The 21,136-nt window shown below is 63.0% G+C and carries 20 protein-coding genes; 5 read left to right on the forward strand and 15 right to left on the reverse strand.

The genetic code is table 11. The annotated features are described in order from the left end of the window. Position 1 precedes the first annotated feature (1 nt). From HAD_RS01020 to HAD_RS01035, 5 genes are all read right to left on the reverse strand, one after another. Complete coding sequence (locus tag HAD_RS01020) at positions 2–946, reverse strand: diguanylate cyclase (protein ID WP_162177456.1); 945 nt, start codon at positions 944–946, stop codon at positions 2–4. A 122-nt stretch (positions 947–1,068) separates the two neighbouring features. Further along, on the reverse strand, positions 1,069–1,197 hold the full coding sequence (locus HAD_RS18805; RefSeq protein ID WP_277813267.1) for a hypothetical protein: 129 nt from the start codon (positions 1,195–1,197) through the stop codon (positions 1,069–1,071). A gap of 69 nt (positions 1,198–1,266) precedes the next feature. Continuing rightward, entirely contained in the window at positions 1,267–2,262 is a 996-nt protein-coding gene (gene acuI / locus HAD_RS01025; protein WP_035568783.1) for an acrylyl-CoA reductase (NADPH), read from the reverse strand. Positions 2,263–2,275: 13 nt separating this feature from the next. Then, positions 2,276–2,914 carry an acrylate utilization transcriptional regulator AcuR gene (acuR, locus tag HAD_RS01030; protein WP_035568785.1) on the reverse strand — a complete coding sequence of 213 codons (639 nt, stop codon included), beginning with the start codon at positions 2,912–2,914 and terminating at the stop codon, positions 2,276–2,278. Between the two features lie 284 nt (positions 2,915–3,198). Next, positions 3,199–4,050 carry a hypothetical protein gene (locus tag HAD_RS01035; RefSeq protein ID WP_156942113.1) on the reverse strand — a complete coding sequence of 284 codons (852 nt, stop codon included), beginning with the start codon at positions 4,048–4,050 and terminating at the stop codon, positions 3,199–3,201. A 145-nt stretch (positions 4,051–4,195) separates the two neighbouring features. Between HAD_RS01035 and gltX the strand changes: the two genes are divergently transcribed. Next, positions 4,196–5,536 carry a glutamate--tRNA ligase gene (gene gltX / locus HAD_RS01040; protein ID WP_035571381.1) on the forward strand — a complete coding sequence of 447 codons (1,341 nt, stop codon included), beginning with the start codon at positions 4,196–4,198 and terminating at the stop codon, positions 5,534–5,536. A gap of 186 nt (positions 5,537–5,722) precedes the next feature. Beyond that, on the forward strand, positions 5,723–6,046 hold the full coding sequence (locus HAD_RS01045) for a hypothetical protein (RefSeq protein ID WP_035568787.1): 324 nt from the start codon (positions 5,723–5,725) through the stop codon (positions 6,044–6,046). A gap of 74 nt (positions 6,047–6,120) precedes the next feature. On the opposite strand, the gene HAD_RS01050 is transcribed toward HAD_RS01045, so the two are convergent. Continuing rightward, positions 6,121–8,025, reverse strand: coding sequence for an acetyl-CoA carboxylase biotin carboxylase subunit (locus HAD_RS01050; protein WP_035568789.1), 1,905 nt, complete (start codon positions 8,023–8,025; stop codon positions 6,121–6,123). Next, positions 7,994–8,911: a DUF817 domain-containing protein gene (locus HAD_RS01055; protein ID WP_084331725.1), complete on the reverse strand. Its 918-nt coding sequence runs from the start codon at positions 8,909–8,911 to the stop codon at positions 7,994–7,996. Before HAD_RS01055 ends, HAD_RS01050 begins: the two co-directional genes overlap by 32 nt. A gap of 150 nt (positions 8,912–9,061) precedes the next feature. Between HAD_RS01055 and HAD_RS01060 the strand changes: the two genes are divergently transcribed. Then, complete coding sequence (locus tag HAD_RS01060) at positions 9,062–9,406, forward strand: hypothetical protein (protein ID WP_035568790.1); 345 nt, start codon at positions 9,062–9,064, stop codon at positions 9,404–9,406. Between the two features lie 4 nt (positions 9,407–9,410). Here HAD_RS01060 and HAD_RS01065 read toward each other — a convergent pair whose 3' ends face one another. From HAD_RS01065 to HAD_RS01085, 5 genes are all read right to left on the reverse strand, one after another. Then, on the reverse strand, positions 9,411–10,211 hold the full coding sequence (locus tag HAD_RS01065) for an enoyl-CoA hydratase-related protein (protein WP_035568793.1): 801 nt from the start codon (positions 10,209–10,211) through the stop codon (positions 9,411–9,413). A gap of 87 nt (positions 10,212–10,298) precedes the next feature. Continuing rightward, positions 10,299–11,312 (reverse strand): acyltransferase family protein, encoded by a 1,014-nt coding sequence (locus tag HAD_RS01070; protein WP_241765275.1) that lies wholly within the window; start codon positions 11,310–11,312, stop codon positions 10,299–10,301. A gap of 137 nt (positions 11,313–11,449) precedes the next feature. Further along, a complete protein-coding gene (locus HAD_RS01075) occupies positions 11,450–11,776 on the reverse strand; it encodes an EF-hand domain-containing protein (RefSeq protein WP_035568796.1) in 327 nt (108 codons plus the stop codon). A gap of 152 nt (positions 11,777–11,928) precedes the next feature. Beyond that, complete coding sequence (locus tag HAD_RS01080) at positions 11,929–12,510, reverse strand: NAD(P)H-dependent oxidoreductase (RefSeq protein ID WP_035568799.1); 582 nt, start codon at positions 12,508–12,510, stop codon at positions 11,929–11,931. A 90-nt stretch (positions 12,511–12,600) separates the two neighbouring features. Beyond that, positions 12,601–14,208: a carboxyl transferase domain-containing protein gene (locus HAD_RS01085; protein WP_035568801.1), complete on the reverse strand. Its 1,608-nt coding sequence runs from the start codon at positions 14,206–14,208 to the stop codon at positions 12,601–12,603. 116 nt (positions 14,209–14,324) lie between these two features. Between HAD_RS01085 and HAD_RS01090 the strand changes: the two genes are divergently transcribed. Both HAD_RS01090 and HAD_RS01095 read left to right on the forward strand, forming a co-directional pair. Further along, positions 14,325–16,142: a patatin-like phospholipase family protein gene (locus HAD_RS01090; protein ID WP_241765276.1), complete on the forward strand. Its 1,818-nt coding sequence runs from the start codon at positions 14,325–14,327 to the stop codon at positions 16,140–16,142. Positions 16,143–16,209: 67 nt separating this feature from the next. Further along, on the forward strand, positions 16,210–18,183 hold the full coding sequence (locus tag HAD_RS01095) for an ATP-binding protein (RefSeq protein WP_241765277.1): 1,974 nt from the start codon (positions 16,210–16,212) through the stop codon (positions 18,181–18,183). Positions 18,184–18,195: 12 nt separating this feature from the next. On the opposite strand, the gene HAD_RS01100 is transcribed toward HAD_RS01095, so the two are convergent. The 3 genes from HAD_RS01100 to HAD_RS17695 are packed head-to-tail and all read right to left on the reverse strand — an operon-like array spanning position 18,196 to position 21,115. Then, the gene (locus tag HAD_RS01100) at positions 18,196–18,741 is read right to left on the reverse strand and encodes an arsinothricin resistance N-acetyltransferase ArsN1 family B (RefSeq protein WP_035568806.1); all 546 of its coding nucleotides are present in this window, start codon (positions 18,739–18,741) and stop codon (positions 18,196–18,198) included. A gap of 2 nt (positions 18,742–18,743) precedes the next feature. Then, the gene (locus HAD_RS01105) at positions 18,744–19,916 is read right to left on the reverse strand and encodes an isovaleryl-CoA dehydrogenase (RefSeq protein WP_035568809.1); all 1,173 of its coding nucleotides are present in this window, start codon (positions 19,914–19,916) and stop codon (positions 18,744–18,746) included. 38 nt (positions 19,917–19,954) lie between these two features. Next, positions 19,955–21,115, reverse strand: a complete 1,161-nt coding sequence (locus HAD_RS17695; protein WP_051595823.1) for a glycoside hydrolase family protein — start codon at positions 21,113–21,115, stop codon at positions 19,955–19,957. Positions 21,116–21,136: the final 21 nt, after the last annotated feature.

Here is a 21,136-nt window from a genome sequence, read left to right on the forward strand (position 1 = left end):
TTCAGGACGCCATGCGGCGTTCCATGGACGGATCCCAGATAACGGTCATGTTCCGGCCCCGCTGCTTGGCCGCATAGGTCGCCTGGTCCGCCCGTTCGATACATTCGGCCACGCCGGTATCGGGGTCCAGCAGGCTCATACCGAAGGACGCCGTGATCGAGAAAGGCGGAAAGCCGTCGACATCGATTGCCTTGTCGGCCAGTTCAGACCGGATACGCTCGATCAGTGCGTGCGCCGATGCGAGGTCGGTATGCGGGACACACAGCAGGAATTCCTCTCCGCCATACCGGAACAGCCGGTCGAACGGGCGCGTGTGCCGCAGCACGTGGTGGGAAAACTCTGCCAGCGCCCTGTCACCGACCAGATGGCCATACTTGTCGTTGACCATTTTGAACCGGTCGATATCCATCATAACGATCACGCAGCTTTCCAGCTTGCGCCGAACCAGTTCGTGCTGCTCCCGGAGCTTTGTCAGCATGCCGATGCGGCTGCTCGCACCGGTCAGGGGATCGACATTATAGATCTCGTCTTCCAATTCCCGCTTCAGCGTATCGATCAGGAGACGCATCTCCTTCAGCTCATTGGTAAACTTTTCATAGTCCGTCATCGGAATGGGTTGATGCGACTGTGACAGCACCAGAAGGTGAGCGGCAGATTCGTGTAATTCGCAGTGGAGCTTTTCAAGCTCCCGGAAGTTCGGATTGCTCTGAACCGCCCGCGTATCGGCGCTGTAGTACCATTGGCCAAACCGGCACTTCCGGTGCGCCTCCGGTTCGAGGTCCCGTTCATCCGGATGCAGGCCGCAAATCAGCGTCGTATTCAACGCATTTGTCCAGTGAACGTGATTGAACAGCGCCTGCTCAAGCACGGAAATCGCATTCCGGATTTCCCCGGGCGATACATGTACAAAATCACCGGTCTCAGGATTGCTGTTCTGTTCGGCCATCATTCGATCCCATATTTTCAAGCAGGTGCTAAAAAATATGGTTTACGGGAGAATAATCAGAAATATCTCTCGGATTTCTGTTCAATTTCCCACATCGGATAAAGCCGGCAGCAGGATACTGCTCAGTCGACCGGCTCATCAAACGGCTGGTTCTGGAAGGCTTCCAGTTCGAGGCCTTCGGCGCGAACTTTGTCCACTTCATCGGCATAGATATCCGACGCTTCGCCGAAGCCAACGATGCGTGACGGCACGATCGCGTCATTCGCGATGGCGTCGTCATAGAGCAGCCAGGCGCACTTGCCGTGAGGCGTTCACTCTTCCTAATTTTCAAGTTCCGGGTTTATCGGGACAATGATGCGCCCACGGACTTTACCTTCCAGGAAGAGCGGCGCCGTCGAAAGCACATCTTCGAATGCCACCTCCGTGGACATGGCTTCCAGCTTTGTTGGGTCCAGATCGGTTGCGAGGCGTTCCCATGCGGCCAGTCTTTTTTCTTTTGGACACATGACACTGTCGATGCCTTTCAAGGTGACGCCTCGAAGGATGAAGGGGGCCACACTTGTCGGCAGATCCATGCTGCCAGCGAGCCCACAAGCCGCAACGGTCCCGCCATATTTGATCATCGACAGGAGATTGGCGAGCACAACGCCGCCAACAACATCGACTGCGCCCGCCCAACGCTCCTTGTTCAGGGCGCGCGGCGGCCCGGAAAGATCGGCCCGGTCAACAATTGAGGACGCGCCCAGGCTTTTGAGATAGTCCGTCTCTTCGGGCCGGCCCGTGGCCGCCGCAACCGTGAATCCCTTGTTTGCAAGCAGACTTGTTGCGACGCTTCCGACACCTCCGGATGCGCCCGTGACAAGGATTTCGCCGCTGGCGGGCGTTACGCCTTCGTCTTCCAACGCCATGACACAGAGCATCGCGGTATAGCCGGCGGTGCCAATCGCCATGGCCTGCCGCATCGTCAGGCCATCAGGAAGACGGACAAGCCAATCGCCCTTCACCTTGGCGCGCTTTGCAAGCCCACCCCAATGCTTTTCGCCGACACCCCAGCCGTTCAGAACAACGCGGTCTCCGGGCGCAAAATCAGAATGGCGGCTTTCAGACACGACACCGGCAAAATCAATGCCCGGAATCATCGGGAAGCTTCGCACGACCGGGGAGCTGCCCGTGATCGCCAATGCATCCTTGTAGTTCAGGGTCGACCAGGCAATGTCGACGACCACATCTCCCTCTTCCATTTCGGGAAGGGTCACCTGACTCCGGGAAACGGTCTGCTCATCTGTATCTTTGTTGATTACGATTGCATCGAACATGTGTGTCGCCTTTTCAATTTGATGCGAGGGCAAAGAAGCCAGTTGCGAACTGGCGTAGGGGGGCCGGACTCTGTTCGAGCTTGGCGCGCAAAACCGCGCCTTCCCAACCGATCCAGAAAAAAGCGGCGAGCGCTTCCGGCTTATGGTGCTTGCCGATCTCGCCCTGGTTTTGCGCTTCAAGAAGGCAGGCCTCTGTCAGGCGTTGCCAGTCCGACAGAGCGGAGGAAAGCAAGCTGCGGAATCCCGGTGGGAGGGCCGCCATCTCCTGCCCCAGGTTTCCAACGAGACACCCGCGCCTGAACGCGTGCTTTTCCATCCCCTTTTCGGCGTCGGAAATAAAGCCCCGCAGCCGGTCCAGCGGAGAGAGGTCAGCGCGTTGGAACCAGGAACGAAGCTTGGAGGAGAAAAACTCATTGTAAGCATTGATCAGTGCACCGCCGAAATCCTCTTTCGATTGGAAGTGGTAGTAGAAACTGCCTTTGGGCACGCCCGCCGCCCGCAGGATTTCATCAACCGCGACCGCGCAGTAGCCCCGCTCGGTCAGGTACTCCAGCCCGGTCCGGATCAGTTCCTGACGCGCCGTCTGATCGCCCGGCGGTTTGCGTGGGCGGCCTCTGCGGCGGCTGGGTGTCGGGGCGTCTGTCGAACTCATTTTTTGTTTATAGACCAAATAGTCTATTAAATGCAATATCTGACGAAGAGGAATTGCAGAATTGCTGGAGTCACCCGGGATTATCCAGCTTGCGGTCATGAGGGATTGTCAGCGGAGATGGCTTTGAGACGGCGTTTTCAGGCGCACAGAATCCGCGAATGAGCCGGAGCCCATTCGCTGCTTCAAAAAACATCTCTCGAAATCATCCAGCCCGCACGAATGATGTACGTGCGGCCTTTCCCGTCACGGCACGACGTCGAAGCATGCGCGCAGAGGGCGAAAGCCTAGTCGACCGACCCGTCATCAAACGGCTGGTTCTGGAAGGCTTCCAGTTCGAGGCCTTCGGCGCGGACCTTGTCGACCTCATCGGGATAGATGTCCGACGCTTCGCCGAAGCCGACGATGGGCGACGGGACGATATCGTCCTGCGCGATGGCATCGTCATAGAGCAGCCAGGCGCGGGTTCCGCCGATACAGGCGACCTCCACCCACTGGTCTTCCTCCAGGGCCATGCCCGTCATGCTGGAGATGTCGCGCAGCTCGGCCTCGTTGATCGTGTATTCCTGCCCGTCCACATCGAAGATGGCGAAGCCTTCGCCGAGATAGCGCAGGTAGGACAGCACGTCGCCGGCCTTCAGGTTCAGTACCTGCATGCCCTCATCGCCGGGCGTTTCGATCCTGGCATCGACCAGCATCGTCACCGGTTCGATCTTCGAAGCGACGATGAATTCGAGATTGTCGCGTTCCACCCGCTGGCGGTTCCAGATCTGGTAGTTGGCATATTGCGGCAGGGTGCAGGGCACATTGGCCGGGGCATCCGGGTTGGGCCGGGCGCGGCCGTTCACCGTCACGCCCTGTTCCAGCACCACAAACCCGGCGGGATACTCCCCGGGCCAGCCATAGGACACATGCCAGGTATCGGGGTATCCGGCGAGCGCGGCGAAGTCCCGGTCGTTCGGAGCAGACTCGGCCAGCTCATAGGGGGACGTGATCGGCTCTGACTCCGGCACGTCGGCCTGAAGCGTCTCATGCTCCGCCGTTGCAGGGGCCGTGGCGTTGCCACCGTCCGGCGACTCCGCCGGCTGGCCGCAGGCCACTAGGCTTCCTGCCAAAGCAAGAATCCAGGCTTTCTTCATGACCCCCTCCTCGGGTTGCGACTCACGTGCAGGTGTCACACTAGCATACTGATTAGCAAGAAACTGGCATGGATCGCTTGGCTTTTTCTGCAATTTGGTGTCGAAAGCGGCACACATTTCCCTGATCCATGGCCATATCATCTTCATGACCTCCCCTATCGTTCGTTTCGCCCCTTCGCCAACCGGCCGCCTGCATGTCGGCAATGTGCGCACTGCGCTCATCAACTGGCTGTTCGCCCATAACCAGGGCGGCAAATTCATCCTGCGTATCGACGACACTGATGTGGAACGCTCCACAAAGGAGAATGAAGACGCGCTGAAGGTGGACCTTGAATGGCTGGGCCTCGTCTGGGCCGACACGTTCAACCAGTCCGCGCGATTCGACCAGTATGACGCCGCGGCTGACAAGCTGCGCGAAATGGGCCTGCTCTATCCGTGCTACGAGACGGCGGAAGAGCTGGACCGCAAGCGCAAGATCGCCCTCTCCCGCGGCCGCCCGCCGGTCTATGACCGGGCCGCGCTGGAGCTGACGGACGACGAGAAGGCCAAACTCGAAGCCGAAGGCCGCCAGCCGCACTGGCGGTTCAAGCTGTCCGGCGAGCGCGTCGAGTGGGAAGACCTCGTGCGCGGCGCGCAGAGCATCGACACGTCCAGCCTGTCGGACCCGATCCTGATCCGCGGCGACGGCTCCTACCTCTACACGCTTCCCTCTGTCGTCGACGATATCGAGGCCGGCATCACCCATGTCGTGCGCGGGGAAGACCACGTCACCAATTCCGGCGCACAGATCGAGATCTTCAAGGCGCTCGGCGGTTCGGCCCCGGACATGGCGCACACGCCGCTGCTGATCGGCGCCGACGGACAGGGCCTGTCGAAGCGGCTCGGCTCGCTCTCCATGGGCGAACTGCGCGCGCAGGGCTATGAGCCGATGTCGATCTGCTCGCTGCTGGCGAAGATCGGCACATCCGACAATGTCGAGGCGCGCGAAAGCCTGCAGCAGCTCTCCGATGAGTTCGACTTCGGCAAGATCGGCCGCTCCCCGGCCCGGTTCGACGAAGCGGAACTGAAAGGCCTCAACGCCGCGATCCTGCACGCCCTGCCCTTCGACGCGGTGAAAGACCGCCTCGCCGCGGTAGACCCGCGCGCGGCCGACGAAGCCTTCTGGACGGTGGTGCGGGCGAACTGTGCCCTGCTGCCGGACGTCGCCGGCTGGATCGACACGGTGTTCGGCGACATCACCCCGCTGGTGGACGATGAGGACAAGGACTTCGTCGCCACGGCTGCCACGCTGCTGCCGGAAGGCGAGCTGACAGCCGAGACCTGGAGCCAGTGGACAGGCGCCGTGAAGGCAGAGACCGGCCGCAAGGGCCGCAGCCTGTTCATGACGCTGCGCAAGGCCCTGACCGGCCAGGAACACGGCCCCGACATGGGCGCCCTCCTGCCGCTGATCGGCCGCGAACGGGCGCTGAAGCGTCTGGCTGGCTGATACCGGGACAGGCAAGTTCCTGATTTTGTTCCGTTTTGGTTCGACGTGAACAAAAATGGAACTTTTTCCTTTCCAAAACGTGAATATTCTGCTTATGTTCTCCTATCGCAGGACGGGTGGAACGACACCTTCCTGCATGGGTTTCAAGCGCCACAAAGTTGGCAAAGAGAGCTGAGGAGTTGCGGGATGGTTCGGTTGGTCATCAAGGGATGTGAGTTTGATCCGGCGCAGGTGAAGGATGTCGTTTTCGGCGACAGCTTCCGCATGGAGCTCGACAAGGCGATGGAACTGGCAGACGCCGGCGTCGAATTCTGGGCCGCCGGTCCGGACAGCGCCATGGCCCGCGTCATCCTTGGCGAGAATGAATATGGCGAGCGCATCCTGAAGACCGAAGCCATCGCCTTTGCCGCCAATCATCTTGGCGAGATCGTCGCCCCGCCGGTCGTGCGCCGCCCCTACCGCGCCGAGACACATGTTCCTGCACGGATGGATTTCGCCGTCGCAGCTTAAGTCACGCAGCGGCCCTCACCTTCCGCCCGCGCCAGAACGGTGCAGCCACCTCCCCCGGACGCGGGAGGTGAGGGTTACTCCGCCACCAGCTGAACCAGGATATCACCTTCGGAGACCTGGTCTCCCACCTTGCCTGCCACGGTTTCCACGACCCCGTCGCGCGGCGCGGTCAGCGCATGTTCCATCTTCATGGCTTCCATCACGGCAACCGTGTCACCGCGCGTTACCTCCGCGCCGGCCTCGACCGAAATCGACAGGACCTTGCCCGGCATCGGCGCGCTGACATGGTCACCGCCGAGCACGGCTTCGACATCCGCATCGAACTCCGGCACCTCGACCAGCACCGTGTCACCGCCCGTCGTGACCGCGTAGCGGCGGGGCGAAATGTCCGTTACCAGCGGCAGGGGCGTCTCGGGAGGCAGATCCCATGCATCCGGATCCACCCAATCGGCATCGGCGCCGACCGCCACCATGACCTTGTGCACCGGCGCCGTGTTCATGCGCCAGCCATCCTGGAGGCCCCATGGCGTTGCGCCGCCCGCCTCATTGAGGCGCACATCGCAAACGGCCATGACGGAGGCAAGCTCGTGTTCCGCAGGCGGAAGGGTCAGCGCCTCGCCCGCCTCCGCAATCCAGTTCACATGGTGGGAATGGTTGAGGAAGGCGTCCGATGACGCACAGCGGCTGAGGAAGCCCGCATTCGACGGCACACCGGCGAGCTGCAGGTGCGACAGGGCGGAGATCAGTTTCTCGCAGGTCGCATGGCGATTACCGTCATGCACGATCAGCTTGGCGATCATGGAATCATAGTTCGACGGCACGCGGTCGCCCGTCTCGAACCCGGCATCCCAGCGGATCGTTTCACCGTCTACCGGCTCCATCAGGCCGAATTCCAGGATCAGGCCCGCGCCGGGCAGGAAGCCTTCGGCCGGGTCCTCGGCGCAGATCCGCGCCTCGATGGCATGGCCATGCAGCGGGATGTCCTGCTGGTGCAGCGGCAGCAAGTCGCCAGAGGCCACGCGCAATTGCCACTCAACCAGGTCCTGCCTCGTGATCATCTCGGTCACCGGGTGCTCCACCTGCAGGCGGGTGTTCATTTCGAGGAACCAGAACGTATCGAGCGAGAGCGGTTTTGATCCGTCTACGATGAATTCCACCGTACCGGCGCCTTCGTATTTCACGGCCTTCGTCAGCGCCACGGCCGCGTCCGTCATCGCCTTGCGGACGTCTTCCGGCATGCCGGGCGCAGGCGCCTCCTCGATCACTTTCTGGCGGCGGCGCTGCAGCGAGCAGTCGCGCTCATACAGGTGGACGGCATTGCCATGGGAATCCCCGAACACCTGCACCTCGATATGGCGCGGCTGTTCGACCAGCTTTTCCAGCATCACGCGGCCATCGCCGAAGCTGCTCTCAGCCTCGCGCACGGCGCTTTCCAGTTCGGCGGCCAGTTCCGACGCCTTGGTGACGAGGCGGATGCCCCGGCCCCCGCCCCCGGCGACTGCCTTGATCAGCAGCGGGAAGCCGATCTCTTTCGCCGCCTCGGTCAGCGTCTTTGCGTCCTGCGCCTCGCCGCGATAGCCGGGCAGCACGGGCACGCCCGCCTCCTCAGCGATGCGTTTCGCCTCATCCTTCGGCCCCATCGACCGGATGGCAGACGCCGGCGGGCCGACCCAGATCAAGCCCGCCTTCACGACGGCCTCGGCAAAGTCGGCATTCTCCGACAGGAAGCCATAGCCGGGATGGATCGCATCGGCGCCGGTCTCTTTGGCGGCCGCAAGGATGGCCTCGACCTTCAGGTAGCTCTCTGCGGCGGGCGCCGGGCCGATGTGCACGGCCTCATCGGCCTCGCGCACGTGTTTGGCGCGCGCATCGGCATCGGAATAGACGGCGACGGTCGCGATGCCGAGGTCCCGGCAGGTGGCAAAGATGCGGCAGGCAATCTCGCCCCTATTGGCGACGAGAAGTTTGGTGATTTTCATGGGACGGCCCTCCCGTGCCCCACTGGCTGCCGCGATGGACGGCAGCGACCAGGACGAAACTGATGATCATCAGCAGATACCACGATCCGAGTTTCGATAAAGAGACCGGGTGCCAGCCGTCCTCCTGCCCCGGATAGGCCCAGGCCCTGGCGAAGGTGCCGATATTCTCCGCAAACCAGATGAACAGGGCGACCAGCAGGAAACCGACCACCAGCGGCATCGGCCGGTGGTGCCGGTCGGGCCGGAACCGGACGAGGCACGGTCCGTAAACCACTGCCGTGCCCGCAAACAAAGCGAGGCGCACATCCGGCAGCCAGTGGTGGGCGAAGAAATTCACATAGATCGCCGCCGCCAGCAGGCCCTGCAGCCAGAGCGGCGGGAAGCGGTCAAACCGGAAATCGAAAATCCGCCAGACCCGGGCGAGATACGACCCGACCGCGGCATACATGAAGCCCGTAAACAGCGGCACCGCCCCGATCCGCAGCACGCTTTCCTCCGGATAGATCCAGCTGCCATGGGCGGTCTTGAACAATTCCATGATCGTGCCGGTGATGTGGAAGACGAGGATCACCTTCGCCTCCTCCAGCGTCTCCAGCCCCGTCCACAGCATCAGGACCTGGATCAACACCGCGCCGATCACCAGGAAATCGTAGCGCGAGACCGGCGCCTCCTCCGGATACCAGAGGAAGGTGACGAGTAAGAGGCCCAGCATCGCCCCGCCGAACAGGCAGGCCCAGCCCTGTTTGATGCCGAAGCTGACAAATTCGAAGGCGGCGAGGCTCCATGGCCCCCTCACCCAGCGCGCACGCAGGGCTTCGCGCCCGGCATGCAGGCGGCGCTGGACGGCATTGGGCCGGGACGGGCCGAAGGCGGGGGGCGCGGTCATGCCCCTTGCTCTGACACGCCTTCAAGGCGGGTTTCAGGCCGGTTCATGGCCCTTCGCGCGCCTCGCCCGCCCTCGTCATGGCCATATCCTGCCCTTGCGCGGCGCCGAACCCTTTGTAAGGGTTAACGGCCTGAATCGGAGGGAAGAGACATGGCCTATGCATCTGGCGTCAGACTGAGCAGCCTTGCGGGTCTCGTGGGGGCCGCTGTCGGCGGATATATCGGCTACACACAGGCCGGGCATGTCAGCGAGCTTGAGCCCATTGCCGGCGCGCTGATCCTTGGCGTGACCGGCCTCGTGGTCGGCAGTGCGGGCGCCTATCTGCTCAAATCGCTGATGCAATTCCTGATCTACCTGATCATGTTCGGCGTGCTCGCCTATGTGTTCCAGCACCAGATCGAGCAGTTAACCGGGATCAACCCGGTCAACGCGACGATCAGCCTGTTGGAAGACATCGGCCTGCCTGTGAAGAGCATGCGGAAGTCGCTGGAATAAGGCCCTAGCGGACCCAGTTCGGGCGCCGCTTTTCGAGGAAGGCGGATATGCCTTCCTTGCCCTCGTCGGAAACCCGCCGCGCGGCGATCCGCTTTGCCGTCTCATGGCCAAGGTCCCGGTCGATGATCTGGCCCGTGACGTCGGCGACCAGTTTCTTCGCATCAGCCACAGCGCCCGGCGCCGCGGAGAAGACGAGATTGGCAAGGTGCTCTTCCATCTTCGTCATCTCTTCCAGGCTCTCGACGACATACTGGACGAGGCCGATCTTCTCGGCAAAGGCGGCATCGAAGGTTTCCGCCGTCGTGAACAGCGCGCGCGCCCAGCGCGGGCCGATGGCGTCGATCACATAGGGGCTGATCGTGGCCGGTGTCAGGCCGAGGCGGACTTCGGAGAAACGGAACTTGGTGTTCGACATGGCCACGGCCACGTCACAGGCCGCCACCAGCCCTGCGCCGCCGCCCATAGCCCCGCCCTGCACCATGGCAAGCGTCATTTGCGGCATCTCGTAGAGCGACTGCAGCATCTCGGCGAGGTTCACCGCATCGCGCACATTGTCCTCTTTCGTGTGCGTGGCGGCGCGCTTCATCCAGTTGAGATCGGCCCCGGCGCTGAACGTGTGGCCATTGCCGCGCAGGATCATCATGCGGATCGTGGGCTGGTCGGCGATCGTCTTGAACGCGTCGGTCAGCTCGGCGATCAGCTCCATATTGAAGGCATTGTGCACGTCGGGCCGGTTGATGACGACGACGGCGAGCCCCTCTTCGGTGGCTTCGAGTTTGATGAGATCGTAATCGGAATCGCGCATGGGGCCCTCGCGTTGTAATTCTGAGAGTCTTTTGGACCGCTCACGCGCTGACGGCAACCGGCCTTCCGCCGCAGGCCGCCTGCTGGCTCAGGACGCAACCTGCCGGTAATGGCTCGACGGCCTCAGCGCCGGCTTCTCGACCAGGTGCCAGAGCAGGAAGCTCGCCGCGAAGACGAACAGCGCGGCAATGGCAAAGCCCGCGGCAAAACCGAGCTGCACGAACAGGCCCGCCATGATCATGGCCTGCAGGATCGGGAAGTGGGTGATGTAGACGCCATAACTGACATCGCCGAAGCGCGCGGCGTTGAGTACCGGACCGGGCAGGAAGGCGATAGCCGCGATGGTGCCGGCAAGACCCGCCGCCCGCAGCGGCGCGGCAAAGGGGTGCGCAAAGCTTGCCGCCAGCAGCAAAAGCCCAACCGCGCCGAAGAGCATCGGGCGCGCCTTCGCCACATGCCAAAGGCCCCAGAGCGCGATGCCGCTGGCAAAAAAGGCGAGTTGCCCCGGCAACTGGCGGGCAAGGTCCGGCGCCTGTGAATTCTGGAGGAGCACCGGCACCAAATGCCGCCACGCCTCCCCGCCCGCATAAAGCAAGGCCAGCACGACCCACCCTGCCCGTCCAAAGGCCCGCATCAGGACCGCGATCACCGGCAGGGCGATGTAGAACATCACCTCCACTTTCAGCGTCCAGAGCGCGCCGTTCACGGCGGTGAACCGATTGTCCGCGAAGAGCCCGGGCAGATCCGGCGACAGGAAGTTCAGGAAAACGAGGTTGGCCCCGACATACCGCGCAACCCCGGCGGCATTGCCGGTCAGCGCCAGGCTGACTGCGGCGGGAATGAGAATGACCGTAGCATAGGCCGGATAGAGCCGCCGGACGCGCTTGCCGGTATAATTCGCCACCGTCTTCGAGCGGGCGAGCGATCCTGCCACCAGCGCACCGGAGACGATGAAGAAGCCCTGGATCGAAAGCTCCGCCGCCACGGCCAGGCCGGATTCCAGCGGGCCGGACGGATCCAGCGCGGTCAGCGCGACCGCATGAAAGGCGAAGACGGCCGTCGCCAGGACGAGCCGGATAAGGTCGAATCGATTTCCGGACATACTCCCGCCTTTCCGCTGGCGGTTTAGCCCGTTTCGATCACGCCCGGAAGGGATGACACCGGCAATCTGATACCTGCCTGCAAAAAGCGACGGCCCCCCGCCGCGCGCGGGAGGCCGCCTTCGGACGGTGCTCGAGCTCAGCTCGTTTTACCGTCCGGTTCCTGTGCGTCGTCAATTCCGTTTTCGGGGACCAGGCGCTTGGGGCCGGCGCGCCAGGCGTCAATGATGGCATTGTATTCGGCCTCAAGCACATAGCCGTCGGCATCGGCGTCGAACTTTGTGAACTTGGCCATGGCCTCGGATTCGGTGGCCCGGCCGCCGGAGGTTTTCCAGGAAACGAATTCGGCCTCGCTGAGGCGGCCATCGGCGTCTGTATCGAGGCCGGAGAAGTCCGGCATCTCTCCGGCATGGCCCATCAGGGCCGTGGCAAAGGCGGCGACCACAAGGAATGGGGTGCGTTGCATGACATCTCTCCTGATTGTGCTGCGCCACCGCCAGTTGCGGCACTGGCCTGCGACACGAGGAGCCTACGTCAGGGACGCGTTCATGTTGCGTGAAAACGGGTTCACGACACGATTTTAATAATCCGGCCTACTGATCCCTTACCGGGTACGGATCAGGTGCCCTCGGCGCCGATCTTGCGGCAGAAGGTTTCCCAGGACCGGTAGCCTTCCTCGCCAAGTTCCCCCGCTCCGCCGATGATCGTGTGATGAAGGGGATGGAAACCGGACAGTCCGAGCAGGCCGCGCTCCAGCGCCTTCAAGGCCCCGGCATCCATACCGAACCGGTAGACGAGGCCTGGCATGCCCATGGAGACGAGCACGCGGGCGGACTTGCCCTTCATCATCTGGGCGGGCCAGCCATTGTCGCTTTCGCCGAGGAAGAACTCGCCCCGCGCGGCCTGTTCGAAGAAGGCTTTCAGCATGGCGGGCATGTTGCCCATCCAGAGCGGGAACGCGATCAGCAGGTGCTCGGCTGCGGCGATCTTCTCCCGTTCTGTCAGGATCGGTTCGGGCGGCGGGGTCTCGAACTCCTCCGCGGACCGCAACAGCGGTATGTCGAGTGCGGCGACATCAATGCGGGTGACGGTATGGCCCGCGCTTTCCGCGCCATCGGCATAAGCGTCGCACAGGGCGTGGATCAGGTGTTTCGGATCCGGGTCCGGATGGCCGTTGATGATGCAGATGGATTTGGTCATGGGCGGGTCCCTCTTCCTGTCTCATCGCGTGACAGGATGATGCCAGACCTCTGACGCAGCGCAATCCGCAAACGTCCCTAGATTAACCTGCTACATCCGGAAGACACCAAAGCCGCGTTCGCCGAAGGGGGCGTTGAGGCTGGCCGAGAGGGCCAGGCCCAGCACGCGGCGCGTGTCGGCCGGGTCGATGATGCCATCGTCCCAGAGGCGCGCCGTGGAAAAGTACGGGCTGCCTTCGGCCTCATAGAGATCACGGATCGGCTGCTTGAAGGATTCTTCCTCGTCGGCAGACCATTCCCCGCCCTTGCGCTCGATGCCGTCGCGCTTGACCGTGGCGAGCACGCTGGCGGCCTGCTCGCCGCCCATGACGGAGATGCGGGCATTCGGCCACATGAACAGGAAGCGCGGAGAATAGGCCCGGCCGCACATGCCGTAATTGCCGGCGCCGAAACTGCCGCCGGTGACGACGGTGAATTTTGGCACGCTGGCCGTGGCCACAGCCGTCACCATCTTGGCGCCGTCCTTGGCAATGCCGCCCGCCTCGTATTTCGAGCCGACCATGAAGCCGGTAATGTTCTGCAGGAAGACGAGCGGGATACGGCGCTGGTCGGCCAGCTCGATGAAGTGCGCCGCCTTCTGGGCGCTTTCGGAAAAGAGGATGCCATTGTTGGCGAGGATCGCCACCGGCATGCCGTAGAGCCGGGCAAAACCGCAGACGAGGGTTTCGCCATACAGCTTCTTGAACTCGTGGAACTCCGAGCCGTCGACGAGGCGCGCAATCACTTCGCGGGCATCATAGGGCTCGCGCACATCCTGCGGCACGAGGCCATGAAGTTCGGCGGGGTCGTAAAGCGGCTCGGCAGGCTCGGTCAGCTCGAAGGGCTGGGGCTTCGGCTTTGAAAGTGTACGGACGATAGAGCGCACGATGGCCAGCGCGTGGGAGTCATGCGCAGCATAGTGATCGGCCACGCCAGACCGGCGGGCGTGCACATCGGCCCCGCCAAGATCCTCTGCCGAGATCACCTCCCCCGTCGCCGCCTTTACCAGCGGCGGTCCGCCCAGGAAGATCGTCCCCTGCTTGCGCACGATCACCGTCTCGTCCGACATGGCCGGCACATAGGCGCCGCCCGCCGTACACGAGCCCATGACAGCGGCGATCTGGGGAATGCCCTTCGCGCTCATCTGGGCCTGGTTGTAGAAGATCCGCCCGAAATGTTCCCGGTCCGGAAAGACTTCCGACTGGTGGGGCAGGTTTGCACCGCCCGAGTCGACAAGGTAAATGCAAGGCAAATGGTTTTCGAGCGCGATCTCCTGGGCCCGCAAATGCTTCTTCACTGTGACGGGGAAGTAGGCGCCGCCCTTCACGGTCGGATCGTTGCAGACAATCAGGCATTCCCGGCCTTCTACCCGGCCGACGCCGGTGATGATTCCAGCGGCAGGCGCCTCATCGCCATACATGCCATGGGCGGCCAGCGCGCCGATCTCCAGAAAGGCACTGCCCGGGTCCAGCAGGCGCTCGACCCGGTCCCGCGGAAGCAGCTTGCCCCGGTCCACATGGCGCTGGCGGGAGCCTTCAGGCCCGCCAAGCGCGGCTTTGGACGTGTGCGCCCGCAAATCTTCAAGCAGGCGTTCCATGGCGGACTTGTTCGCGGCAAAGCGCGGTCCCGCCACGTCGAGACTGGATTTCAGGACGGGCATTCAGCCTCCCTTCAGAAGTTTCAGGCAGGCTTAGCTGTCTGTGGGGCAGGTGTCACGCGCGTGTCACCGGATTTTACCAGACTGACCGAGAAGCCCTCTAGGAAAGGCCGCCGCCGATGCGCATGTTCAGGAACATGAAGCTGGATCTCACACCATCCCTGAAGGCAATTGCCTTCCTGAAGGATGTGCCAGCCAAGGCGATGAAGGCGGCCGGGCGCGAAGCGTCCTGGTTCTGCGTTCCGGCTGGCGGGACGCTGTTCCTGCGCAACGAACCGGCGGACATGATCTATTTTGTCCTGTCCGGAGCCCTGGGCGCCTTTCGCGCCAATCCGAACGGACAGACCGAATTCGTCGGCCATATCCGCCCCGGCGAGCCGGTGGGCGAGATGGCGCTGTTCCTCGGCGGGATTGATCTGGACGGCGATGGCGCCCCCGAAGACGCCCCGCACACCAGCTCTATCTATGCCCTGCGCGACTCCGAAATTGTCGGCTTTTCCCGCGAAGGCTGGCACAAGCTGGTCAAGTCTGAGCCGGAACTGCTGGAACAGATGATTCGCATCATCCTTCGCCGGGTCGGCCGCGAGGGCCAGCGCAATGTCAGCTCTGCGCCGAAAGTGTTCACGATGGTCGCGACCTCCCCGACGATCGACCTGGAACTGCGCGCCCGGGCCTTGAGGGCCAGCGTCGAAGCACTGGGCAAGAAGGCGATTGTCGTCGGCGAGTCCCTGGGCGCCGACAAGCCCGCGGCCTATTTCGACGATCTGGAGCAACGCCACGATGTGGTGATCCTGATCTCTACGATCGGGGACACACGCTGGTACAGGCTGTCGGTCCGCCAGGCAGACCGGATCTGGGTCGTCGGCCGGGCCGATGCCAAGCCCTCCAATCCGCTGATGCCGGACGACGACTCCCCTGCCCGCGAACTGAAACTGGTCGATGTGCTGTTGCTGCATCCGGGCGACGACCGGCGGGCCTGCAAGCCGGTTGAATGGCTGGAAGCCGCCGGCGCGAGCCGCCTGTTTCACTGGCAGGGCATGGACGGCCCGAATTGCGACCGGCTCGCCCGGGTCATGGCCGGCGTCTCGGTCGGCCTGATCCTGTCCGGCGGCGGAGCCCGCGCCTATTCCCATATCGGCGTCGTGCGGGCATTGCGCGACCGGGGCGTGCCGATCGACTTTGTCGGCGGCGCCTCCATGGGCGCTGTCATTGCCGCCTGTGTCGCCATGGGTTGGGACGATGCCGAGATCGACATGCGTATCCGCAAGGCCTTCGTCGAGAGCAATCCGCTCGGAGACTATACGTTGCCCGTCGTCGGCATGGTGAAAGGCGTGCGGGTGAATGCCCGCCTGAAGGAACATTTCGGAGACGCCGAAATCGGTGATCTCGACATCCCCTTCTTCGCCACCTCGACCAATTTGATGACTGGTACACAGAGGATTCACCGCACAGGCCAATTGCGTGATGCGCTGCGCGCCACGATCTCGCTGCCCGGCATCCTGCCGCCGGTGGTGGACGGGAAAGATCTTCTGGTCGATGGCGCCGTCCTGAACAATTTCCCGGTAGATGTGATGCGCGACATGCATCGCGGCTTCGTCATCGGATCCGACGTGACGCGCCAGCCGGAAGGCCTGAAGATCGACGAGTTTGAAAAACCTGCCGGCTTTTTCCGCTGGGTGGCACGCCATGGCTTTTCCAGTCCGCCGCCGATTGCCGGTGTGCTGATGCGGTCTGCAACCATCCGCGCAGACACAGAGTTCGGCCGGGACATGACCGACGTGCTGATCCTGCCGGAACTTGCGGAAACAGAGCTGCGCGACTGGGAAAATTACGATGCCTGCGTCGAATCCGGCTACCAGGCCGCTCTGCTCGCTCTGGACGAAACAAGCATGGTCACACTGCCCCGTCCGGAAACCGCACTTCTGACGAATCTGTAATTTTCAATACAGTATTAAGCATATTCGGTCAGCTTCCCCCAGGGTTGACGGGGGAGGATGGGAGAAAATGCGTATGGATATGGCGCTTTTGGACATGTTGCCGGTGGTCATTTGCGAGACGGCGGCCGTACGTGACGACTCCGGCAAGCTGATTGACCTTCAGTGGACCGCGTCCAACCGGCTCATGAACGAATCGATCCGGCCCGATGGCCAAAGCATCGTCGGCATGCGCATCTTCGAATTCGATCCCGCCTACAAGAACACCGAAATGGTCCGCGCCGTCACCCATGTGATCGAGACGGGGGAATCGCGCTCATTCACGACCTCGCAAGGCCGGGCGGCGAAAATGCTCGGCAAAATCATGAAGACGACCGTTATTCCGGTCGAACGCGACTCGGAACGCCGCGCGCTGTCTGTCTCTCACGAAATCACTGATATCGCCGAAGAGCGCGACGAGGCTCTCCGCCTGTACGAACTCTCGAAAACGGCTGCCGACCACGCCCTGCATGGCATCATCCTGAACGATGCCGCCGGCCGGATCACCTATGTGAACCGGGCACTCTGCGAAATGTCCGAATATTCCGAAGAGGAACTCATCGGCAAGGATGTCGGCATCCTGACGGGCGATGAAACCTATGAGCCGGACCCCGAACTGGCGATGAAACTCGCCAGCGGCGAGATGCTGCGGCACGTCACGCAGGCAGAAACGCCGACAAAATCCGGTGGCACAAACCAGGTCGAACTGTCACTGACCAGCGCCCGCTGGGGCGAAAAAGGCGAACGGGTGTTCATCACCTATGTGCGCGATATCCGCGAGGAACGCCGCAAAGCCCACGAGCTGCGCGATGCGCTGAACCGCGCCGAACAGGCCACCCGCCTGAAATCCGAATTCCTGGCGAATATGAGCCATGAGATCCGTACCCCCCTGAACGGTGTTCTGGGCATGACGCAGGTGCTGGCCCATTCGAGCCTGACGCCGGACCAGAAGGAACAGGTCGCGACCATCCTCGATTCCGGCAAGACGCTGATGTCGATCCTGAACGACATTCTGGATCTCTCCAAGATCGAGGCCGGCAAGCTGGAAGTCACGCCGGTCGTCGGAGACCTTCGCCACAAGCTGAGCCGCATGATCAAATTGCATGCGGCAACGGCCGAGGAAAAAGGCATCAATCTCCAGCTGTTCATCGATCCGAGTGTTCCGTCCCGGATGAAATTCGACCCGGTGCGCGTGCGCCAGTGCGTCGGCAACCTTGTCTCGAACGCCATCAAGTTCACCGAAAAAGGCGAGGTGATGGTCGTCGTCACCTGCGAACCGACCAAGACCGGGCAAACCCGGGTCATCGTGCATGTCTCCGATTCCGGATGCGGCATCCCGGCCGAGAAAATGGACCGTGTCTTCGAAAGCTTCTCGCAGGCCGACGGATCCACGACGCGCCGCTTCGGCGGCACCGGCCTGGGCCTGCCGATTACGCGCAAACTTGCCCGCATGATGGGCGGCGATGTGACGGTCGTCAGCGAGCCTGGCCGCGGGTCTGTCTTTACCCTGAAATTCGAAACAGAAGCCGGCGACGTGATCCACATGCATGACACGGTGCTTCCCAAACCTGCGTCGCCCGCAGCGAAACGCGAAGGCCTGAGCGGACGCCGCGCCCTGGTGGTGGATGACAACGCCATCAACCGGCGCGTCGCGCGCACCTTCCTGGAACATTACGGCCTTGTCGTCTCCGAAGCCGGGGATGGCAATGAAGCGCTCGAAGCGCTCGATTACGAACCGTTCGACGTCGTGCTGATGGACATTCACATGCCTGGGCTCGATGGCGCGGAAGCGTTCAAGCGCCTGCGCAATTCCGGCAGCCTGAACCGCGTCGTTCCGGTGATCGCCCTCACGGCGGATTCCATGCGCGGCGACCGGGAGAAATATCTCGCAAAAGGCTTTGACGGTTACGTCGCCAAGCCGATTGACGAGCGGTCCCTCGTCACGGTGATCGGCCAGGTACTCAGTGTCCCCACAGACTTTGGCGAACGCCGCGCCCGCGCCTGACAGGCATCGCGTCTAGCGGCCGGGATTGATTTCCGGCAAGGGCACGGGGTCTCGCGGCACACCGGGGACATCGGACAGGATCTTCTGCCACCAGCCGACATCGTGCCACGCGCCGAGCTTGTAGCCGACATCCCGGTAGGTTCCGAGATGCGTGAAGCCGAGGCGCTCATGCAGGGCAATGCTGGCGGCGTTCGGCAGGGCGATCCCCGCGAAGGCATTCCGGAACCCCTGCTCTTCCAGCATATCCAGTAACCGGACATAGAGCTTCGTGCCCACGCTCCGGCGCTGCGCCTGCGGGGCGACATAGACGCTGACATCACAGGACCAGCGATAAGCCGCCCGGGCCCTGTGCGGCGAGGCATAGGCATAGCCGAGCGGTTGGCCAGCGTCTTGGGCCACAAGCCAGGGATAGGTCTGCAGGGTTGTTTCAATCCGCCGCGCCATCTCCTCTGCAGAAGGTGGCTCCATCTCGAACGAGATGACGGTGTCGCGGACGTAGGGCGCGTAGATGCCGGCGATCCACCCGGCATCGTCAGACGTCGCCAGGCGGATCTTCATGTTCAGGCCGTTTCGCCGAACAGTTCGCGGCCGATCAGCCAGCGGCGGATCTCGGACGTCCCTGCCCCGATCTCGTAGAGCTTCGCATCGCGCAGCAGGCGCCCGGTCGGGTATTCATTGATATAGCCGTTCCCGCCGAGGATCTGGATTGCATCGAGGGCCAGCTTCGTTGCGGTCTCGGCCGCGTAGAGGATCGCGCCAGCCGCGTCCTTGCGGGTCGTCTCGCCCCGGTCGCAGGATTTGGCAACCGCATAGACATAGGCCTTGGCCGCATTCATCTGGACATACATGTCCGCCACCTTGCCCTGGATCAGCTGGAACTCGCCGATCGACTGGCCGAACTGTTTGCGGTCATGGATATACGGGATCACGACATCCATGCAGGCCTGCATGATGCCCGTCGGCCCGGCGGACAGCACGGCGCGCTCATAGTCGAGTCCGCTCATCAGCACACGGACGCCGCCATTCAGCGGCCCCATGATGTTCTCTTCCGGCACTTCGCAATCCTCGAAGACCAGCTCCCCGGTTTCCGACCCGCGCATGCCGAGCTTGTCGAGCTTCTGCGCGACAGAGAAGCCTTTCATGTCCCGCTCGATCAGGAAGGCCGTGATGCCTTTGGAGCCCGCCTCCGGCTCGGTCTTGGCGTAGACAACCAGGACATCCGCATCCGGCGCATTGGTGATCCACATCTTGGTGCCGTTCAGCACATAGCGGTCGCCTTTCTTCTCGGCACGCAGCTTCATCGACACCACGTCAGACCCGGCCCCGCTCTCGCTCATGGCGAGGGAGCCGAGATGTTCGCCGGTCATCAGTTTCGGCAGGTAACGCGCCTTCTGGGCGTCACTGGCCCAGCGGCGAATCTGGTTCACACACAGGTTCGAATGGGCGCCATAGGAGAGGCCGACCGAGGCAGACGCGCGGGAGATTTCCTCCATCGCCACGACGTGCTCCAGATAGCCGAGCCCCGTGCCGCCCCATTCCTCTTCGACCGTGATGCCGAGCAGGCCTAGCTCGCCCATTTTTGGCAACAGATCGCGCGGGAATTTGTCCGTCTTGTCGATCTCGGCCGCGCGCGGCGCGATTTCGTTCTGGGCAAAACTTGCCACGGTTTCGCGGATCATGTCGGCGGTTTCGCCGAGGTCGAAGTTCAAAGTAGGATATGTGTTCGCAATCATGGCGGTTGATTAGCAGGCCGTTCCGGTCCTGTCAGCTATCAATCCTGCCGCGTAATCGCACGATAGAGATAGTAGATGGCCAGCACGCTGAGCAGGGCTGAGCCGAAGGCCAGCAGCGGCCCGACATAGGCCTCGCCGGCACTGCCCGGAAAGCGCTGTACGGAGGGGGCGACTGTCCGGCGGACGCCTTCGAACACGCCCCACAATCCCAGCCCTGACAGCAGCGCATAAGGCAGCCAGCGCATGACGCTGATATCGCCGTTCATCCCATTGCTGCGCGAGGGCGGCAGGGCCGGCGGACGCAGGATTTCCCGCTTGCCTTCATGGGCGGCGGGCGGGACGCGTTGCGGCGCGGGCTCATCCGGCTGGCGGGGGGGCGCTGCGGGGATCTGACGGGCCTCGATGATGTTGTTGTCCGGGTGGTCTTCCCCTGCCCCGTCCGGCTCGGCCAGGGCGGAGACGGCGCGGGTAATCTCGTCGGCCGTGGGCACACCGGGGGCAGCCCCTTCGGCAGAGCGGCCGGTTTCCGGCTCCTCGCCGAGAAGTTTCGACATCCGCTCGGACACGGCGCGGGCCGCCGCCTGCGGAGCGGTTTCGGATGCGGGCCTCGGCGGCGCGGCAGAGATGCGGCCATCCTCGGTGCGGGCCTCGATCACCACGGCCCGCTCACGCGACATGGCCAGCGCAGCGCCCGGATCGTATTGCGGGCGCAGAAGCGCGCCGGGCACGGGGATGCGGCCGGAGGGATGTTCCAGGAACAGGGCCTTCTCCGCCGCGCGACGGCGCACCAGCGCATCGACCACGCGAACCTCGTCATCCACCTGCGCCTTCCGCCAGGCCGTCATGCCCTCGGCTGCCTGCAGGCGTTCACCGCTGTTCAGCAGCGCCAGCACATTGGACTCGAGGAAGGCCTGCGGCCCGATATTGAAGGCGAAGGACACCAGCGCATCGAATTCGTTCTGGGTCAGCGGCGTCAGGACGCGCTGGCCGATCAGGTCTTCGATGGGCTTCAGATCATGATGGCGCAGCACGAGTTCGGCATCTGCACGGGTGACGCGAAGTCCTTCCCGGGCTCCAGCTGTGTGGCCAAATCCAACGATCCAGGAGCCGTCCGGCAGGCGGGTTGCACGCGCACGAAAGCCCTCGAAGCTCTTGATAAGCTCGACCCCGGCTCCGGACGTGCGTGTTGGCAGGGCCAAGACAAATGGCTCCCGTATTGA

The organism is Hyphomonas adhaerens MHS-3 (genome assembly GCF_000685235.1).
Classification (GTDB): Bacteria; Pseudomonadota; Alphaproteobacteria; order Caulobacterales; family Hyphomonadaceae; genus Hyphomonas; species Hyphomonas adhaerens.

Coding starts and splice junctions, on each gene's coding strand:
- HAD_RS01045 (WP_035568787.1), top strand. CDS start 5,723: ATGGTTCGGTTGGTCATCAAGGGATGTGAGTTTGATCCGGCGCAGGTG.
- HAD_RS01080 (WP_035568799.1), bottom strand. CDS start 12,510: ATGACCAAATCCATCTGCATCATCAACGGCCATCCGGACCCGGATCCG.
- HAD_RS01095 (WP_241765277.1), top strand. CDS start 16,210: ATGCGTATGGATATGGCGCTTTTGGACATGTTGCCGGTGGTCATTTGC.
- acuR (WP_035568785.1), bottom strand. CDS start 2,914: ATGAGTTCGACAGACGCCCCGACACCCAGCCGCCGCAGAGGCCGCCCA.
- HAD_RS01085 (WP_035568801.1), bottom strand. CDS start 14,208: ATGCCCGTCCTGAAATCCAGTCTCGACGTGGCGGGACCGCGCTTTGCC.
- HAD_RS01075 (WP_035568796.1), bottom strand. CDS start 11,776: ATGCAACGCACCCCATTCCTTGTGGTCGCCGCCTTTGCCACGGCCCTG.
- acuI (WP_035568783.1), bottom strand. CDS start 2,262: ATGTTCGATGCAATCGTAATCAACAAAGATACAGATGAGCAGACCGTT.
- HAD_RS01105 (WP_035568809.1), bottom strand. CDS start 19,916: ATGATTGCGAACACATATCCTACTTTGAACTTCGACCTCGGCGAAACC.
- gltX (WP_035571381.1), top strand. CDS start 4,196: ATGACCTCCCCTATCGTTCGTTTCGCCCCTTCGCCAACCGGCCGCCTG.
- HAD_RS01035 (WP_156942113.1), bottom strand. CDS start 4,050: ATGAAGAAAGCCTGGATTCTTGCTTTGGCAGGAAGCCTAGTGGCCTGC.
- HAD_RS01055 (WP_084331725.1), bottom strand. CDS start 8,911: ATGACCGCGCCCCCCGCCTTCGGCCCGTCCCGGCCCAATGCCGTCCAG.
- HAD_RS01020 (WP_162177456.1), bottom strand. CDS start 946: ATGGCCGAACAGAACAGCAATCCTGAGACCGGTGATTTTGTACATGTA.
- HAD_RS01060 (WP_035568790.1), top strand. CDS start 9,062: ATGGCCTATGCATCTGGCGTCAGACTGAGCAGCCTTGCGGGTCTCGTG.
- HAD_RS01090 (WP_241765276.1), top strand. CDS start 14,325: ATGCGCATGTTCAGGAACATGAAGCTGGATCTCACACCATCCCTGAAG.
- HAD_RS01070 (WP_241765275.1), bottom strand. CDS start 11,312: ATGTCCGGAAATCGATTCGACCTTATCCGGCTCGTCCTGGCGACGGCC.
- HAD_RS01065 (WP_035568793.1), bottom strand. CDS start 10,211: ATGCGCGATTCCGATTACGATCTCATCAAACTCGAAGCCACCGAAGAG.
- HAD_RS01050 (WP_035568789.1), bottom strand. CDS start 8,025: ATGAAAATCACCAAACTTCTCGTCGCCAATAGGGGCGAGATTGCCTGC.
- HAD_RS01100 (WP_035568806.1), bottom strand. CDS start 18,741: ATGAAGATCCGCCTGGCGACGTCTGACGATGCCGGGTGGATCGCCGGC.